Here is a 16162-nt window from a genome sequence, read left to right as displayed (position 1 = left end):
CGACATAGCGGGCGCGCCGCGACGTCGGATCTCCCCTGAGTGTTATTTTCCTGGCACTATGCGCAGGCGGCCCGCATTCACGCAAGTGCGACCGATTTGCGCGGGCTACATGAAATGTCGAGATTTTTTCCCTGTTGCGGCGGGCGTCTCGCCCCGGTTTCGTCGCTTTCTCAGGCCACAAGAGGGAACGGTGAGGCCAAGGCGCCTCAGGTCGAAGCGCGCCGCTGAGGATTCAGTTCCGAGCAGGCGCTGGATCGAGCCAATCATTTGCGCACGCATGGACAAGAAACGCTGACGCGCTTATGCGCGCTCTTGATCGCGACGTCGCTCGCCGGCTGCGTGTCGGACGGCATGCGCATGGTCGACGGCCACGTCGGCAACGCCGTTTCCCTTGTCTCTGGAGCCCAGGGCGAGCCGTCGAATGTCGCCATTTTCGTCGCTTCGACGCGGCGTTCCGAAGGCGCGACAGACGACGGCCGGGCGCATTTTTCGCTAACGTCGATTGGCGTCCCGCTCAACCATCGTGCTGGAAGCCTCGAGCGTCCAAGCTTCGGCGGCGCCGATCGGCGGCGGCATTTCACCGTGCTGTCGAAGCGCAACATGGACGAGCGGGAGTTCTACGGCGAAGTCGCCTCGCATGTCTCGGGGCGCATCGGCAATTCGCGCGACGTGTTGCTTTACGTGCACGGCTTCAACACAGGAGTCGAGGAGGCGCGCTTTCGTCTGGCGCAGATTGTCGCTGACGGCCGCTTCTCTGGCGTTCCCGCGCTCTTTACCTGGAATTCCCGAGGCGGGCTGTTCAATTATGAGTCCGACAAGGAAGCGGCGACAGTCTCGCGCGACGCGCTTGAGAAGTTCGTCGTCGAACTGTCGCGCACGCCGGGCGTCGGACGGATACATGTGCTCGCCCATTCGATGGGCGCATGGCTGACGATGGAGACGCTGCGCGGCGTCGCGCAGTCCGGCCATCCGGATCTCGACGGCAAACTTGGCGAGGTCATGCTGGCCGCGCCCGACATCGATCTCAATGTTTTCCGCCAACAGGTCGCGCGCGTCGATCCTCGGCATGTGTCGATCTTCGTCGCCAACAATGATCGCGCGCTGTCGCTCGCGTCGCGCATCGCCGGCGACCGTCCCCGTCTCGGCGCGATGAATCCCACCAATCCTGAAGACAAGGCTGAGCTCGATCGATTGGGCGTCGCCGTGCACGACATCTCGTCGTTCTCGACGGACTTCGTCGGCCACGGCGCCTTCGCCGAAGCGCCCGACGTGGTGCGAAAGATCGGCGCGCAGCTGACAGCCCCGCGCCCTGGCGAGTCAGAGACGCAGGCGGTGATTGACGCGCGTGGGAGCGAGGCGGAGCCGGACCGCGCCTCACCGCCTGTCAATCAAAAGGTCGAGAGCCAGCCCCTGGCGCCACTCGCCGCCGCTCGGTGAGCTTGCCTTTTTTCGGGGTGGATTGAGTGGCTTATCGGGTCACCGACGCGAAAAGCGGATCATAGCCGCTACCAAACCCGTCAGGCCTCTTTCGGCGCCGCCGCTTTTTCCGCCTCGGCCTTCGCGAGACGGTTATAGCGCCTCACGCTGAGCGGAATGGCCGCCAGAAACGCGACGCTCAGCACGGCAAGCAGCTCCATCGGATAGATCGCGAGCAGCAGCGCCGTTACGCCCACGCCGAAAAGCACCGGAATCACCAGATCGCGCGGTATGCGCCCGATGCGCTTGCCGGAGAAATGCGGAATGCGGCTCGCCATCAGGAAGGCGATGCCGAGCACATAGATGATGTAGAACGGCGTCATCGCCTTCGATGCCGGCAGCTCCAAGACGGAGAAATGCAGATAGAGCGGCAGCAACACCGTCACGGCGCCGGCGGGCGCCGGCATGCCGACAAAGAATTCGGCCTGCCAGGCGGGCTTCGCCGGATCGTCGATCGTCACATTGAAGCGGGCGAGCCGTAGTGCGCCGGCGATGGCGAAGACGAGCACGGCGAACCAGCCAAGGCCTTTGATCTCGTGCAGCGTCCACAGATACAGCAGCAGGCCGGGCGCGACGCCGAAATCGACGAAATCCGAAAGCGAGTCGAGCTCCGCCCCGAAGCGCGACGTGCCCTTGATGGCGCGCGCCAGGCGGCCGTCCAGCCCGTCGAGCACCGCCGCGGCCATCACCGCCGTCACGGCCGTCTCGAATCGACCTTCGATTCCATAGCGGATCGCCGTCAGCCCCATACACAGGGCGAGCAGCGTCACGAGATTGGGAAGAACGATGCGCAACGGAATGTTGCGGAACCGCAGCCGACGCTGTTCCGAGGGCGTCAGGGTTCCTTCTTGCGCATCGCGCCCGGAGAAGAAGGGATCGTCCATGGCTTGTTTAACCCGCCTTGAATGTCAGCGCGGCGACGCCGGCGGTCATGTCGGCAAGTATCGTTTCGCCGGCGATGGCGCGCGAGCCGACCGCCACCATGGGCCGTGCCGATGACGGCATATAGACGTCGACGCGCGACCCAAAACGAATCAGACCAAAACGGTCGCCGACGCCGATCTGCTCGCCTTCCTTGACGAATCCGACGATGCGCCGCGCGACGAGTCCTGCGATCTGCACCACCCCAAAGCGTCCCGACGGCGCTTCGATGACCATGCCGCTGCGTTCATTGTCGTCGCTGGCCTTGTCGAGGTCGGCGTTGAGGAACAGACCCGGCTTATAAGCGATCCTCGAGATGCGGCCGGTGATCGGCGCACGGTTCACATGCACGTCAAAGACGCTCATGAACACGGAGATGCGCTGCATCGGCTCGGCGCCGAGGCCGAGTTCGGCCGGCGGCAGAAAGAATCCAACTGCGCTCACGACGCCGTCCGCTGGCGAGATGACGAGGCCTTCGCGCAGCGGCGTCACCCGCGGCGGATTGCGGAAGAAATAAGCGCACCACGCGGTGGCGATGAAGCCCATCCAGCCGAGCGTCGGCGACAGCCAGTCAAGCAGGAAGGAGACAGCGGCGAAACCGGCGATGAAGACGTAGCCTTCCGGATGGATCGGAACGAGCGATTTACGGACGGAATCGATGATCGACATGCGGGCCTGCTTTCGTGGCGGGCTGATCAGCGCGCGCGTTTCCTTTGCCATGTTGCGGCGCCAAAGTCACGGACGCGCGGCATGGATCATGGCAGCCGAAGGATGCGGCAGGGGTCGCCTTTCGTCAGGGGCGGCGCGCCCGGCTCGCGGATCAGCAGCGCTTGCGATCGTGCCAGCTCGGTGAGCAGCGACGAGTCCTGTAGCGGCTGCGGCGTTGCGACGAGGCGGCCATTTTCGTCCAGGGTGAGCCGCGCGCGCATGTAGTCGCGCCGCCCCTTGTTGGCGGGAAGATCGGCGCCAGCGACCGCCGTCTCGGTTCGGTCGGCGCCGGCGTCGGGATCGCCCTGCAGCGCGCGCAGGAGCGGCGCGAGGAACACCAGCGCGCAGACGAAGGACGCGACCGGATTGCCGGGAAGGCCGAGGATGCGCGCCTCGCCCAGCGCCCCGTAAATCAGGGGCTTGCCCGGCCGCATCGCGATCTTCCAGAAGTCGAGCGACATGCCTTGCCGGGCTAGGGCAGGGCGCAGCAGATCGCGGTCGCCGACCGACGCGCCGCCGAGCGTCACCAGAACGTCGGCGCGGGCCTCGCGGGCCAGGCCGACGCCGCGTTCGAGTTCGGCAAGATCGTCGCGGAAGATGCCGAGATCGACGACTTCCGCGCCGGCGTCTTCGGCGATGGCCGCGACCGCCAGATTGTTGCAGGAGATGATCTGCGACGGGCCGGGTTCGGCGCCCGGCGGGACGAGTTCGTCGCCCGAAGCGATGATCGCCACGCGCGGGCGCCGCGCGACTGGAATTGCAGCGTGGTTCATCGCGGCGGCGAGCGCGAGTTCGGCGGGGCCAAGGCGCACGCCGGCGGAGAGCGCGACCGCGCCTTCGCGGAAGTCGAGGCCGGCGCCGCGAATATGCGGGCCGGGCGGGGCGCTTGCCGTCAACGCGCCGTCGGCGACGACAGCGTTTTCCTGCAGCAATATTGCGTCGGCGCCCTCGGGGACTGGCGCGCCGGTGAAGATGCGGATGGCTTCGCCCGCCCGGAGCGCCGCTCCGTAGCCGTGGCCTGCGGCGCTTTCGCCGACGATGCGCAGCGGCCCGGCGGCGAGGTCAGCGGCGCGCAGCGCAAAGCCGTCCATGGCCGAGACGGCGACGGGCGGTTGGCTGCGGCGGGCGACAAGGTCGGCGGCCAGCGTGCGGCCGCGCGCCCGCGCCAGCGGCGTCGATTCTTCGCCAAGCCTTGAAGCCCCGGCGAGCACGCGCGCAAGCGCGTCGGGAACGGAAAGAAGCTTGTCCAATCGAAACCTTATCCTCGGTTCGTGACGCGGCGATAGATGAACGCCGCGAGGCTTTCGGCCGCAAGTGCGACGAGCACGATGACCGTCGCGAGGGCCGCGTCAATATCGACGCCGGGATAAGCGAAGGAGAAAATTACGCCAAGAGCGATGGCCAGCAAAAAAACGGCGACGATCCGAGGGAGGGATAATTTCATTTGGGCGCTTCCCCGTCGCTCTTCTTGGCTTCGGCGAAGTGCGTAATGTCTGCGACCGCAGCGCTCACAGGCTGCACCCAGTCCGCGGCGGTCAAAAGAATATTTGCGAGCTGCAGATTAAAATCGGCGAGTCGCGCGCCGTCCGAGAAGTCGGGGCGTTTCACCTGAGCGGCGTAGGCGGCGACGAACAGCGGAAAGGCGCGCGGCCGCACATTCGTGAGATCGACGAAGAGGAAAGGCGGCGGCAAGGGCGAAAGATCGCTGATCTTTGTCGCGTAGGTGAGGAGATAGGGACCGCCGGAAAGATCGTTCTCGCAGAGCTGCGCAACCGCCGGCGCCGGCTTGTCGCACAAATGAAATAGCAGGCGCTGCGCCATGGCGAAATCATAGTTTTTGGTCAGGAAAGTTTTGATGGCGGCGGGCGCGGCGTCGGCAGGGAAGGCGGCCTGCGGGCGGGAGCCCGCCTTGGTCGGTATGTAGAGAATGTTGATCCGATACTTCGATTCGGCCACGTCCGACGCTGCGGGAAAGCGCCCTACGAGTTCGCTCAGAAAGGCGACGGCGCGGTCGTTGGGCCGGGGTAGGATCACATAGGAATAGAGGCCGTAGCCTGCCGTCTCGGTCCCTGTCGCGTAGAGATAATCATAGGCGGTTCCCAGAATGCTTGGCCGCGCCGCCGAACTCCTGTCGCTGTTGCGCGACGCTGACGGTCGCTCCGCCTGAGGCGCATCTTCCACCGCCTCAGGCGCGTTCGATGGAGAGGGAGCCCGATGCCGGGCTCGGGGCCCGTAGTGGTAGTAGTGTTCTCTGCTTCTGGGCAGATAATCGCCGGAGTAGCCCATGCAGCGCCGATAGCAGGCCGCATCGTCGCCGCATCGTCGCCGACATTCGCTGGCGCGGTCGGCGAAGGCTGGCGCGCTCAACAACAGCAGCGCAATGGCGAAAATGAAATGCCGCATGGCGGCGCCTCCACCAATCATAAAATATATCAGCTGCAACAATAGCGAGCCTTGCGGCCGCAGTCGAACTATTCGCCGCGTCGCCAGTCGCCGGACTTGCCGCCGCGCTTTTCGACGAGTTCGACGCCTTCGATGCGCATGCCGCGATCCACGGCCTTCAGCATGTCGTAGATGGTCAGACAGGCGACCGAAACGGCCGTCAGCGCCTCCATCTCGACGCCGGTCTTGCCGGTGACCGACGCCTCGGCGAGAACGCGCAGGCCCGGCAATGACTCATCGGGCGTGATCTCGACCGAGACGCTCGACAATAGCAGAGGATGGCACAGCGGGATGAGTTCGCTCGTTTTCTTCGCCGCCATGATGCCCGCAACGCGGGCGACGCCGAAAACGTCGCCTTTCTTGGCCTGACCTTCGACGGCGAGACGCAGAGTTTCGCGCGCCATCACCACATGGCCGCGGGCGAGCGCCACGCGAGACGTCTCGGTCTTCGCCGATACGTCGACCATATGCGCTTCGCCCGTCACGCCGATGTGAGTCAGCGCGCTCATGTCACGCGCCGGCGGGGGACTTATGCGCGCCCGAATTTTGATTGGCCGTTGCGCCTTGCAGGAGTTCGCGCGCGGCCGCTTCGACGTCATGCTTGCGCATCAGGCTTTCGCCGACGAGGAAGGTGAAGATGTGCGATTTTTCGAGGCGCACGCAATCCTCATGCACCGTGATGCCGCTTTCGGCGACAATGATCTTGTCGCGCGGAATTTTCTCGGCGAGCCTCTCGCTGACTTCGAGCGACACTTTGAAGTCGCGCAGATCGCGATTGTTCACGCCGATCAGACGCGTCTCCAGCGCCAGGGCGCGATCGAGCTCCCGCTCGTCATGCACTTCGACGAGCACGTCCATGCGCAGATCATGCGCGGCCGTGTTCAGCGCCTTTGCTTCGTCGTCGTCGACGGCGGCCATGATGATCAGGATGCAATCGGCGCCGTAAGCGCGCGCCTCATAGACCTGATAGGGATCGAACATGAAATCCTTGCGGAGCGCCGGCAGATGCGTCGCCTTTCGCGCGGCTTCGAGATCTTCGAGCCTGCCCTTGAACGAGGGCGTGTCGGTCAGCACTGAAAGACAGGCCGCGCCGGCGGCTTCATAGGCGCGCGCCAATTTCGGCGGATCGAAGTCTGGGCGAATGATTCCCTTGGACGGGCTCGCCTTCTTGATCTCGGCGATGAGCGCGATGCGACGCTCGTTCAGTTTCTGCTCGATCGCATGGACAAAGCCGCGCGGCGGATCATGATCGCGCACGTTGCGCTCGAGCGTCGCGAAGGGCATGCGCACCTTGGCCTCGGAAATCTCGGTGCGCTTATAAGCTTCGATCTTTCTCAGGATGTCGGTCATTTTCTCGCCTACGGCGGGCGGGCCGCGACCGCCATCGCTCGAATTCGTTTAGCCGACTGTCGGCTGCTCATGAATAGCCGATAAACGGGCGCAATCCTATCCCGATCGAAGGGGAGGGTGGCTCAGGCGTCTCGATTGGAGCAGCGGATCAGCGCCTCGAGCTTATCCCGCGCCGCGCCGGAATCGATCGCCGCCTCAGCGAGCGCCGCGCCTTCGCGCACATTTGCAGCCCGCCCGGCGACGACCAGCGCCACGCCGGCGTTGAGAACGGCGATGTCGCGATAGGCGTTCCTCGCGCCCTCCAGAACGGCGCGCAGGGCTCTTGCGTTATGCGCCGCGTCGCCGCCGACAAGCGCCTGCGTCGTCGCGCGGGGCAATCCGGCTTCCTCTGGCGAGAGGTCAAAGCTGCGGATTTCGCCGTCTTCGAGCGCAACCACATGGGTCACGCCCGTCGTCGTCGCTTCATCGAGGCCGTCGCCGCCATGCAGCAGCCAGACGCGCTTTGCGCCGAGCTCGCGAAGCGCGCGGGCCAAGGGTTCGAGCCAGTCGCTGGAGAAGACTCCGATCGTCTGCCGCTCGACACGCGCGGGGTTACACAGAGGACCAAGCAAATTGAAAATCGTGCGCACGCCCAGCTCGCTTCTCACCGGCGCGGCGTGGCGCATGGCCGGATGGTGCGTCGTCGCGGCCATGAAGCAGATTCCGGCGTCTTGAAGCGATGCGGCGGCGGCGGCTGGCGAAACGCCGACCTTGACGCCGAGTTCGCCGAGCACGTCGGAGGAACCCGAAAGCGACGAAGCCGCCTTGCCGCCATGTTTGGCGACGATCGCGCCGGCGGCTGCGGCGATGATCGCGGCAAGGGTGGAAATATTGTATGTGCCGGCGCCGTCGCCGCCGGTCCCGACAATGTCGATCGCGCCGGCCGGCGCTTCGACCGGCGTCATCGCGGCGCGCATCGCCTCTGCCGCCCCGATGATCTCATCAATCGTCTCGCCGCGCAGTCTCAGGCCCATGAGAAAGGCCCCAAGCTGCGCCGGCGTCACTTCGCCCCGAAAAATCAGAGAAAACGCCGCTCTCGCCTCATCGCGGGCGAGCGGCGCGCCCGAGACCAGCGCAGCGATGTAGGATTTGAAATCCTCGCTCACCGCAGTCCAGCGCCGTTGCGCAAGGGCAGGGCCGGCTGACCGCTGCAGGCGATCTTCGAAGCGACCCTCACGCCACCTTCTCACGGCGCCGCGGTCCCTCGTTCCATTCTCGCGCGAGATCGAGGAAATTTTGTAAAATTTTGTGGCCGTGCTGCGAGGTGATGCTCTCGGGATGGAACTGCACGCCATGCGTTGGGAGCGTTTTATGCGACAGCGCCATGATGAGGCCGTCCGGCGTCTCGGCGGTCACCCGCAGGCAGTCGGGAAGGGTGTCGCGGCTGACGATCAGCGAGTGGTAGCGCGTCGCCTGGAATGGCCCCTCGATGCCGCGAAACACGGCGTCGCCCTGGTGGAGGATGGTGGCCATTTTACCATGGATCGGCAGCGGCGCCCGAATGACGTCGCCGCCAAACACCTCGCCGATCGACTGATGTCCGAGGCAGACGCCGAAAATCGGCACGGTCTCGGCGGCCGCTGAGATCAGCTCCATGCAGATGCCCGCCTCATGCGGCGTGCAGGGGCCGGGCGACAGCACGATCGCATCGGGTCCGCCGGCCAGCACTTCGGCGACAGAAACGGCGTCGTTGCGGTGTACGGTGACGTTCGCGCCCAACTGGCCGAAATAATGAACCAGGTTGAAGGTGAAGCTGTCGTAGTTGTCGATAAGCGTGACGTTGGACATTGGGCTGCTGTCCAGCCTCCTGGCGCGGGTTTAACAGTGCAATAGGCCGGGTGGCGGGCTTAAGCAACCGTCGGACGGCTATCGTCCCGCGGCGAGAAGCGCCAGTCGGGCCGAACGTCTTTGATCATCATGATCTCGGCCAGCGACTGACGGGTCAGGAGACCCAGGAACCGACCCTCCTCGTCGGTTACGCCGACCGCCTCTCCCCCCGTAAGCTTAGGCAGGACGGCGTCGATGCTCTCTCGACCATCGATCGTCTCCGGCTCCAGGCGAACGAAAGGCGCGATCGGCGCGTCGGGTTCGGACGCCCGCAAGGCCTCGATGATGTTGGTGCGGGACAGGAAGCCGCTGAGCCGGCGCGAGCCGTCCACGACTGGGAATTCGTCCTGAGACGTGGCCAAAAGGATGTCCACCGCTTCGCGCACGCTTGCGCTGCGCTCGATCACGGCGATGCGCATTTCCATGGCGTCGGCCGCTTTCAGGCCACGCGCGGCTTCGGACAACGACGTCATCTGCGCTTCGCCCGCAGCCGCGATATAGACGAAAATCGCGATGAACAGCAGCAGCGGATTCCCGAACAGCCCGAGAAAACCCAGCAGAAAAGCGAAGCCCTGACCGATTTGGGCGGCGATGCGGGTCGCGCGGTCCTTGCCGATCCAGATCGACAGGGCGGCCCGAAGCACACGGCCGCCGTCCATGGGAAAAGCCGGGATCAAGTTGAACGCCGCCAGAAAGATATTCACGGCGGCAAGGCGTTTCAAAAGGTTGACGGAAGGATCGCCGATCTGGATCGCGTCGGACAAATCGACGGCGCCCAGAAACAGGATCAGCAAGGCCGCAATGACGAGATTGACCGCCGGACCCGCGAGCGCGATCAGCAGCTCCTGACGGGGCTTATCGGGCATTTTTTCCATGTCGGCCACGCCGCCGATCGGAAGCAGCGTGATCACTGGCGAGACGATGCCATAGCGCCGCGCGGTCAAGATGTGGCCGAACTCGTGCAACACGACGCAGATAAAGATCGCGACGATGAACATGATGCTGTCGCGCGCTGCGACGGCGCCGCCGCGCTGGTAGGCCGCAAAGCCGATCCAGCCCAAGAGCAGCAGGAACGTGACGTGAATGCGCACGGCGGTTCCCATGAAGGAGCCGATCGTGAGGGACCATCGCATTTGAGCTCCTGCGGTCGTGGTTAACAGCCGGTAAGATAGGACTGAGCGGCGGCTTGCGCTAGAGCGCTCCCCGCTCACGTGGATCATGTGATCGACTAAGGAAGCGCTCAAAATCAAAATGCTGGAGCAGGTTCTCATCCAAAAGGTCGGTCAACTTTTTCGGAACCTGCTCTGAGCGCGGGGACGCACGAAAAACGCCGGCGAAGCGGCTGTGAGCGCTTGCCGGCGGTAGACGGAGAAGAATTGAGAGACGAGAAGGAAAGCGAAATCGCGTCAGAGACGATAGCGGACTTGATCGGTCCAGAAGCGCTCCAGCCGTGAAAGCGACGTATTGAGGGTGCGAAACTCGTCGCAGGAAACGCCGCCGATCTGCTCGACCGTCAGCGCGTGCTTCTCATAAAGCTGCGCCACGATATCGTGAATTTGCTTGCCCTTCGGAGTCAGGCTGATGCGCACCGAACGGCGATCAAGACGCGAGCGCGCATGATGCATATAGCCCATGTCGACGAGCTTCTTGACGTTGTATGAAACATTGGAGCCGAGGTAATAGCCGCGCGTGCGCAATTCGCTTGCGGTCAACTCCTTGTCGCCGATGTTGTAAAGCAGCAGCGCCTGCACGGAATTGACGTCGCCAAGATCCCGGCGGTCGAATTCGTCCTTGATGACGTCCAGCAGACGGCGGTGGAGGCGTTCGACGAGCGTGAGCGCTTCGAGATAAACCGGTCGGATCTCGCTGGGGCGATCCTCGCGAGCCTGCGGGGCGGTCTTCAACATGGCGCTCATCGTCTTCTCCATCACAGCGGATGCGTCGGGCATCTCTTGATCGGCCTTCGATGAAACCAAATTAGATCGACGCAGATGAAAGTCGGTTTAAACAACAGCCTGAATCCCGCGTTTACCGCGATAGGGCTGTTTGCGGTGAATGATGGATGAACTTAAAGGTTCGGTTTACGCTAATGATTCCTCAAGCAAACCTTGCGGATCAGGAATCTTTTGGCGTTTTTCTGTCAAATCTGCGGCGACGGCGGCGTTCGCGCATGTGCTGCGCCTCGACGTCGCGTCCGGCCTCAAAGGTCAGCCCGAAATACATGGCGATCAGCACGGCGTTGACGCCGATCAGCCAATAGCCCCCGGTGAAGAATCCCGGCATGCTGAGCGTCAGAAAGATCTGCGCGCTTGCAACGAGCAGCCACAAGACGCCGCCCCAGGGCGTCGCCAGCCACAGGCCGACGCCGGCGATGAGATCGAGCACGGCGAAGAAAATAACAGCGGAGGCTGCGCTCTGCGGCATGGTTTCAAAGATCGAGCGTTCCGCAGCGAGAATGATCCGCCACTGCATCAAGCCTTGCACGAGCCAAAATAATGCGACGATGCGCATGAAGCGCGAGAGCAGCACGCCCCATTTTGCGGCGTCGCCGCCATTCGGTTCGCCGACGCGAATGGCGCGGTAGGGATCGTCGCCGTCGTCGTAGATCGTTGGGCCGTCCATCAGATGCGCCGCCGCCTGTTTCGCCGTCCGTGCGCTATGGCGGGAATGGCTATTGCCCCCGCCGCGCGCGCGTTGCGAAGCGAACCGCTTCCTCGGCGGCGCGGAAAAGCGCTTTGGCCTTGTTGACGCATTCGCGGTGCTCATATTCCGGTTCGCTGTCGTAGACGACGCCAGCGCCTGCCTGCACATGCATCTTGCCGTCCTTCACGATCGCCGTGCGCAGCACGATGCAGGTGTCCATTTGACCGCCGGCGCCGAAATAGCCGATGCAGCCGCCGTAGATTCCGCGCTTGTCGGTCTCGAGTTCGTCGATGATCTCCATGGCGCGCACTTTCGGCGCGCCGGAGACGGTGCCGGCGGGAAAACCCGCGGCGAGCGCGTCGATGCAATCGTGGCGCGCATCGAGCTCGCCTTCAACATTGGAGACGATGTGCATCACGTGACTGTAGCGCTCGATGGTGAAACTGTCGGTGACGCGCACCGTGCCCGTCTTTGCGACTCGGCCGACGTCGTTGCGGCCGAGGTCGAGCAGCATCAGATGTTCGGCGCGCTCCTTTTCGTCGGCGAGGAGATCCGCCGCGAGACGCTCGTCCTCCGCCTTCACCTCGCTGCGCCAGCGTGTGCCGGCGATCGGGCGAATCGTCACCTTTTCGTCGGCGACGCGTACGAGGATCTCGGGACTCGAACAGACGATCTGGAATTCGCCGAAATCGAGAAAGCATAAAAAGGGCGCCGGGTTCACGCGGCGCAAGGCGCGATAGAGCGTAAAGGCGGGCAAAGCGAAAGGCGCGGTGAACCGCTGCGACAGCACGACCTGAAAGATGTCGCCGGCGCGAATATATTCCTTGGCGCGCTCGACCATCTCGAGAAAACGCGATTGCGGCGTATTCGAAACAGGCTCCTGAGCGAGGAGCTGCACGTCGGCCCCGCCGTCGCGATGCTCCAGCGGCGCCTCGAGCGTCGCGATGACCTTGTCGAGGCGCGCGAGCGCCGCTTCATAGGCCGCCTTCGCCGCAACGCCGGCTTTTGGCCGAGCGGGCGTGACGATGGAGATTTCGTCGCGAACCGTGTCAAAGACGATCATGACCGTGGGACGCACGAAAAGCGCGTCAGGCGCGCCGATCCTGTCTTCCTTGGCCGGCGCGAGGCGCTCCATCTGTCGCACCATGTCATAGCCAAGATAGCCGAAGACGCCCGCCGCCATCGGCGGCAGCCGCACGGCCTGCGGCACGGCGGATTCGGCGATGAGCTGACGCAAGGCGACGAGCGGCGCCGCTTCGCAAGGCGTAAAGATGCTCGCATCGTCGAGCGCGGCGCGATTGATGTCCGCTCTATCGCCGACGACGCGAAAAATCACGTCCGGGTCGAGGCCGATCATCGAGTAGCGGCCGCGGGCGGCGCCGCCTTCGACGGACTCGAGCAAAAAAGCCGCGCCGCGCTGATCGCGCGTGAGCTTGAGATAGGCGGAGACCGGCGTTTCGAGATCGGCGACCAGCCGCGTCACGACCAGCAGCGGCCGATCAGCGTCGTAGTCGGCGCGGAAGGCGTCGAAGTCGGGCTCAAACAGCGCGCCGCTCACTGGTCGCGTTCCGCTCCGGTCGCGGCTTCGAGCGCCCGCTGATTGATATCGACGCCGAGCGCCTTCTCGAGGCCGCCGACATATTGCTCCAGCAGGTCGTTGTGAAATGCAGGCTTCAGTTGCTGGGCGATCGTTTTCGCTTCGATCGAGCTCGGGTCGAACACGGGCGTTGTCGAGTCGCGCACGAAAAACACCAGCCGCCCATTGTCGACGACGACGGAGCCGGCGTTGCGCGGCGCCACATCGAAGAAACGAACGATGACGTTGGTGTTGAAGTCGGGACGCGCTTCGCGCTTCACGTCATTGGCGCGCTGGGTCTGAACCCCCAGCTCCTTGGCGACGTCTTCGATCGGCCGCCCCGCGTTCAGCTTGGCGACGATTTCGTCGGCCTTGGCGGCGAGCGCCTTTTGCGCCGCGTCGCTGCGCATGGCGTCGGCGACGGCCTGCTTCACCTCTTCGAATGTCTTCTGCCGGGCGGGCTCGATGCCGTTAACCTCGTACCAGACATAGCCGCCGTCACGCGTCGCGACAGTATCGTTGTCGACGCCGATGTCCGATGCGAAGGCGGCCTTCACGAGGTCCGGACCGGCAGGAAGCCCGGCGATCGGCTTGCCGCTGCGGTCATTGCCTGCATCGTCGACGCCGTCATAGACCTGCGTCTCCAGTCCCACCGCCTTTGCGGTTTCGGCGAGAGTCTTGCCGGAGGCGCGCTGATCCTCAATGGCCTCATGGAGCCGGCGCACTTCAGGCATGGCGCCTTGCGCGGCGATTTCCGCGCGCAGTTCCGGCTCGGCCTGCTCGAAAGTCTTGTTGTAGACGGCCGGGGCGATGCTCCTGACCTGGGACACGACGGCGCCAAAAGCGGTATGGACCGGCGCGGTGAGCCCCGGCTGGGGGAGCGCAAAAACGGCCGCTCCGACTTTGGGATCGCCGAAGTCGCGCTGCTCGACCAGGCCGAGATTGACGTCCTTGGGATTGAGTTTGAGCTCGGCCGCCAGCGCGTCGAAATCGGCGCCGGCTTTGAGCTTGGCGAGCGCGGCTTCAGCTTCCGTGTCGGTCTTGAGCACGATCTGCCGCACTTCGCGCTTTTCCGGCGTTCCGTAGCGCTTCGATTTAACCTCGTCATAAAGCTTGCGCGCCTCCTCGGCAGACACGCTCTCCGGCTTCCCGACCGTGGAAGGGCTGACGACCAGCGCCGTCAGCTTGCGGTATTCCTTGGCGCGGAAGGTCTGCTCGCGCTCGTCGAAGTATTTTTTCAGCTCTTCGTCGGATGGCGTCGGCGCGGCGCTAACCAGCGACGGCGGCAGAACGACGTAGTCGATCGTTCGTGATTCATTGCGGAAGCGATAAATCGCCTCGACCATCAACTTCGGCGGCTCGACTCCGGCGACGACGATGTCGGTAATCATTTTGCGCAGGTAAACATTCTTCTGATCCGCGACGAAGCCGCGCTCGGTGAAGCCGGAGTCATTGGCGATCTGCTTGAACCGCGCGGCGTCGAATTTGCCGTCGGGGCCCTGAAACACCTTTTCAGCTGCGAGCAATCGCTGGGTGGTCTCGTCGCTTGCGGCCAGTCCGAGCTGCCGCGCCTTTTGGTCGAGCGCGACCTCGGTGACCAGGCGCTCCAGGATCTGCAGATCCAGTCCTGACTGATGGGCTTCCTCATTGGTGATCGCGCGCCGCATCCGCTGCTGAATGCGGCGAAGTTCGTTTTGATAGGCGCTGCGATAGGTGTCGACCGTCACTTCGCCGCTGCCGACGCGGGCGAGCCGCTGCGCCGTCATGCCGCGAAACACGTCTCCGACGCCCCAGATCGAAAAACTGATGACGATGACGCCCATGACAAGCGCCATGATGGTGCGGCCGATCCAGTTCTGCGAGGCGACGCGCAGGCCTTCTAGCATAGGTATTGCTTCCTTGGGTGCGTTGGAATCCGGCTTCCCGGTTTTGGCGGCGGACTATAGGGAGGGGGCGGGCGCGTGGCAATGCGCTCCGCACAGAACCGCTGACGCGCCAAAACGCGCTATTGCCCTATGTTTCGAATGCTTGCAGTCTCCCCCCACCAGAATCCGCGCCTGAGCGGCTCCAATTCGGAGCGCGCGCTGAAAACCGGAGCCGATAATGGATGAAACCGTCAACGCCGCCGCTGAGACCGGCGTGGAGGCTCCATGTCCCAAAGTCGAGGCTGAGCCCGGGGACGTGCACGGGGCCGAGCGCGCGGCGCATCCCCACGCGCCATACCAGGACGTGCGCCGCCTGCGGGCTGACGCCGAGGCGGTCCGGAAGGCGTTTGAGTCAGGAGAATTTCCCTACAAGACGCGGCTGAGCGAGAAGGTCTACCTGCGGCACATGGAGCTCCTGCAAGTGGAGCTCCTCAAAGCGCAAAACTGGGTAAAGGAGACCGGTCAACGCATCGTCTTGCTGTTCGAGGGGCGCGACGCCGCCGGCAAGGGCGGCACCATCAAGCGCTTTATGGAACATCTCAATCCGCGCGGCGCGCGGGTCGTCGCGCTGGAAAAGCCATCCGAGCGCGAGCGCAGCCAGTGGTATTTCCAGCGCTACATCCAGCATCTGCCGGCGGCCGGCGAGATCGTGTTCTTCGACCGCTCCTGGTACAATCGCGCCGGAGTCGAGCGCGTGATGAATTTCTGCACCCCGAACGAATATCTCGACTTCATGCGGCAATGTCCCGATCTTGAGCGCATGTTCGTCAATTCCGGCGTTCGCCTCTACAAATATTGGTTCTCGGTGACGCGCGAGGAGCAGCAGCGTCGTTTTCGTTCCCGCATGAACGATCCTTTGAAGCAGTGGAAACTCTCGCCGATCGATCGTGCGTCGATGGACAAATGGGACGATTACACCGAGGCGAAGGAGGCGATGTTCTTCTTCTCCGACACGGCCGACGCGCCGTGGATCGTCATCAAATCGGACGACAAAAAGCGCGCGCGCCTGAATTGCATGCAGCACTTTTTATCGAGCCTCGATTATCCGAACAAAGATCATAGCGTCGTACACGGGCCCGATCCGCTCATCGTCGGCGCCAGCGCACATGTCATCGGCCGCGACGAGCACATTCTGGGCAAGTCGCTTGCGATGGATATTGAGAAAAAGCGCAAGCGTTCCCGCTAGGGGCTTACGGTATAGGCGCGTGGACATCGCGCCCGGAACGGCCGCGCCAAAATCTCCTTCGCACTCATG

Annotated in this window: 16 protein-coding genes; 2 read left to right on the top strand and 14 right to left on the bottom strand. The window is 63.9% G+C overall.

All coding sequences use genetic code 11. The features are described 5' to 3' along the window. The first annotated feature begins 267 nt into the window (after window positions 1-267). Complete coding sequence (locus NEI07_RS13100) at window positions 268-1437, top strand: alpha/beta hydrolase (protein WP_256035094.1); 1170 nt, start codon at window positions 268-270, stop codon at window positions 1435-1437. A gap of 80 nt (window positions 1438-1517) precedes the next feature. Here the strand turns inward: NEI07_RS13100 and NEI07_RS13095 are convergent, their stop codons facing one another. The 14 genes from NEI07_RS13095 to NEI07_RS13030 form a co-directional block, all read right to left on the bottom strand. Beyond that, entirely contained in the window at window positions 1518-2360 is an 843-nt protein-coding gene (locus tag NEI07_RS13095) for a CDP-alcohol phosphatidyltransferase family protein (protein ID WP_256035092.1), read from the bottom strand. A gap of 7 nt (window positions 2361-2367) precedes the next feature. Continuing rightward, window positions 2368-3117, bottom strand: coding sequence for a phosphatidylserine decarboxylase (locus NEI07_RS13090; RefSeq protein ID WP_256035090.1), 750 nt, complete (start codon window positions 3115-3117; stop codon window positions 2368-2370). 35 nt (window positions 3118-3152) lie between these two features. Beyond that, a complete protein-coding gene (locus NEI07_RS13085; RefSeq protein WP_256035089.1) occupies window positions 3153-4355 on the bottom strand; it encodes a molybdopterin molybdotransferase MoeA in 1203 nt (400 codons plus the stop codon). An 8-nt stretch (window positions 4356-4363) separates the two neighbouring features. Further along, window positions 4364-4549 (bottom strand): hypothetical protein, encoded by a 186-nt coding sequence (locus tag NEI07_RS13080; RefSeq protein WP_256035087.1) that lies wholly within the window; start codon window positions 4547-4549, stop codon window positions 4364-4366. After that, entirely contained in the window at window positions 4546-5508 is a 963-nt protein-coding gene (locus NEI07_RS13075) for a hypothetical protein (RefSeq protein ID WP_256035086.1), read from the bottom strand. The genes NEI07_RS13080 and NEI07_RS13075 overlap by 4 nt, the downstream gene beginning before the upstream one ends. Before the next feature lie 68 nt (window positions 5509-5576). Beyond that, window positions 5577-6056, bottom strand: a complete 480-nt coding sequence (gene moaC / locus NEI07_RS13070; RefSeq protein ID WP_256035085.1) for a cyclic pyranopterin monophosphate synthase MoaC — start codon at window positions 6054-6056, stop codon at window positions 5577-5579. Window position 6057: 1 nt separating this feature from the next. Then, on the bottom strand, window positions 6058-6897 hold the full coding sequence (gene trpC / locus NEI07_RS13065) for an indole-3-glycerol phosphate synthase TrpC (protein WP_256035083.1): 840 nt from the start codon (window positions 6895-6897) through the stop codon (window positions 6058-6060). Between the two features lie 122 nt (window positions 6898-7019). Further along, window positions 7020-8042, bottom strand: a complete 1023-nt coding sequence (gene trpD / locus NEI07_RS13060; RefSeq protein ID WP_256035082.1) for an anthranilate phosphoribosyltransferase — start codon at window positions 8040-8042, stop codon at window positions 7020-7022. 67 nt (window positions 8043-8109) lie between these two features. Next, window positions 8110-8724: an anthranilate synthase component II gene (locus tag NEI07_RS13055; RefSeq protein ID WP_256035081.1), complete on the bottom strand. Its 615-nt coding sequence runs from the start codon at window positions 8722-8724 to the stop codon at window positions 8110-8112. Window positions 8725-8783: 59 nt separating this feature from the next. Continuing rightward, on the bottom strand, window positions 8784-9896 hold the full coding sequence (locus tag NEI07_RS13050; RefSeq protein ID WP_256035080.1) for a site-2 protease family protein: 1113 nt from the start codon (window positions 9894-9896) through the stop codon (window positions 8784-8786). Between the two features lie 273 nt (window positions 9897-10169). Continuing rightward, entirely contained in the window at window positions 10170-10679 is a 510-nt protein-coding gene (ldtR, locus tag NEI07_RS13045; RefSeq protein ID WP_407659901.1) for a transcriptional regulator LdtR, read from the bottom strand. A gap of 199 nt (window positions 10680-10878) precedes the next feature. Further along, the gene (locus NEI07_RS13040; protein ID WP_196399096.1) at window positions 10879-11385 is read right to left on the bottom strand and encodes a DUF6163 family protein; all 507 of its coding nucleotides are present in this window, start codon (window positions 11383-11385) and stop codon (window positions 10879-10881) included. A gap of 49 nt (window positions 11386-11434) precedes the next feature. Continuing rightward, a complete protein-coding gene (gene trpE, locus NEI07_RS13035) occupies window positions 11435-12964 on the bottom strand; it encodes an anthranilate synthase component I (protein WP_256035079.1) in 1530 nt (509 codons plus the stop codon). Beyond that, window positions 12961-14868 carry a peptidylprolyl isomerase gene (locus NEI07_RS13030; RefSeq protein WP_256035078.1) on the bottom strand — a complete coding sequence of 636 codons (1908 nt, stop codon included), beginning with the start codon at window positions 14866-14868 and terminating at the stop codon, window positions 12961-12963. The genes trpE and NEI07_RS13030 overlap by 4 nt, the downstream gene beginning before the upstream one ends. A 217-nt stretch (window positions 14869-15085) precedes the next feature. Between NEI07_RS13030 and ppk2 the strand changes: the two genes are divergently transcribed. Continuing rightward, on the top strand, window positions 15086-16093 hold the full coding sequence (gene ppk2 / locus NEI07_RS13025; protein WP_256035077.1) for a polyphosphate kinase 2: 1008 nt from the start codon (window positions 15086-15088) through the stop codon (window positions 16091-16093). The last annotated feature ends 69 nt before the right edge of the window (window positions 16094-16162 follow it).

It is taken from the genome of Methylocystis suflitae (genome assembly GCF_024448135.1).
Taxonomy (GTDB): Bacteria; Pseudomonadota; Alphaproteobacteria; order Rhizobiales; family Beijerinckiaceae; genus Methylocystis; species Methylocystis suflitae.
Note: the sequence above shows the minus strand (reverse complement) of the source record. Positions and strands in the feature narration are given on the sequence as shown.

Bases quoted from the DNA above. Each gene is read 5' to 3' on its own strand.
- moaC (WP_256035085.1), bottom strand. From the start codon at position 6,056: ATGAGCGCGCTGACTCACATCGGCGTGACGGGCGAAGCGCATATGGTC.
- NEI07_RS13090 (WP_256035090.1), bottom strand. From the start codon at position 3,117: ATGGCAAAGGAAACGCGCGCGCTGATCAGCCCGCCACGAAAGCAGGCC.
- NEI07_RS13075 (WP_256035086.1), bottom strand. From the start codon at position 5,508: ATGCGGCATTTCATTTTCGCCATTGCGCTGCTGTTGTTGAGCGCGCCA.
- trpC (WP_256035083.1), bottom strand. From the start codon at position 6,897: ATGACCGACATCCTGAGAAAGATCGAAGCTTATAAGCGCACCGAGATT.
- NEI07_RS13030 (WP_256035078.1), bottom strand. From the start codon at position 14,868: ATGCTAGAAGGCCTGCGCGTCGCCTCGCAGAACTGGATCGGCCGCACC.
- NEI07_RS13080 (WP_256035087.1), bottom strand. From the start codon at position 4,549: ATGAAATTATCCCTCCCTCGGATCGTCGCCGTTTTTTTGCTGGCCATC.
- NEI07_RS13095 (WP_256035092.1), bottom strand. From the start codon at position 2,360: ATGGACGATCCCTTCTTCTCCGGGCGCGATGCGCAAGAAGGAACCCTG.
- ppk2 (WP_256035077.1), top strand. From the start codon at position 15,086: ATGGATGAAACCGTCAACGCCGCCGCTGAGACCGGCGTGGAGGCTCCA.
- NEI07_RS13055 (WP_256035081.1), bottom strand. From the start codon at position 8,724: ATGTCCAACGTCACGCTTATCGACAACTACGACAGCTTCACCTTCAAC.
- NEI07_RS13050 (WP_256035080.1), bottom strand. From the start codon at position 9,896: ATGCGATGGTCCCTCACGATCGGCTCCTTCATGGGAACCGCCGTGCGC.
- ldtR (WP_407659901.1), bottom strand. From the start codon at position 10,679: ATGAGCGCCATGTTGAAGACCGCCCCGCAGGCTCGCGAGGATCGCCCC.
- NEI07_RS13040 (WP_196399096.1), bottom strand. From the start codon at position 11,385: ATGGACGGCCCAACGATCTACGACGACGGCGACGATCCCTACCGCGCC.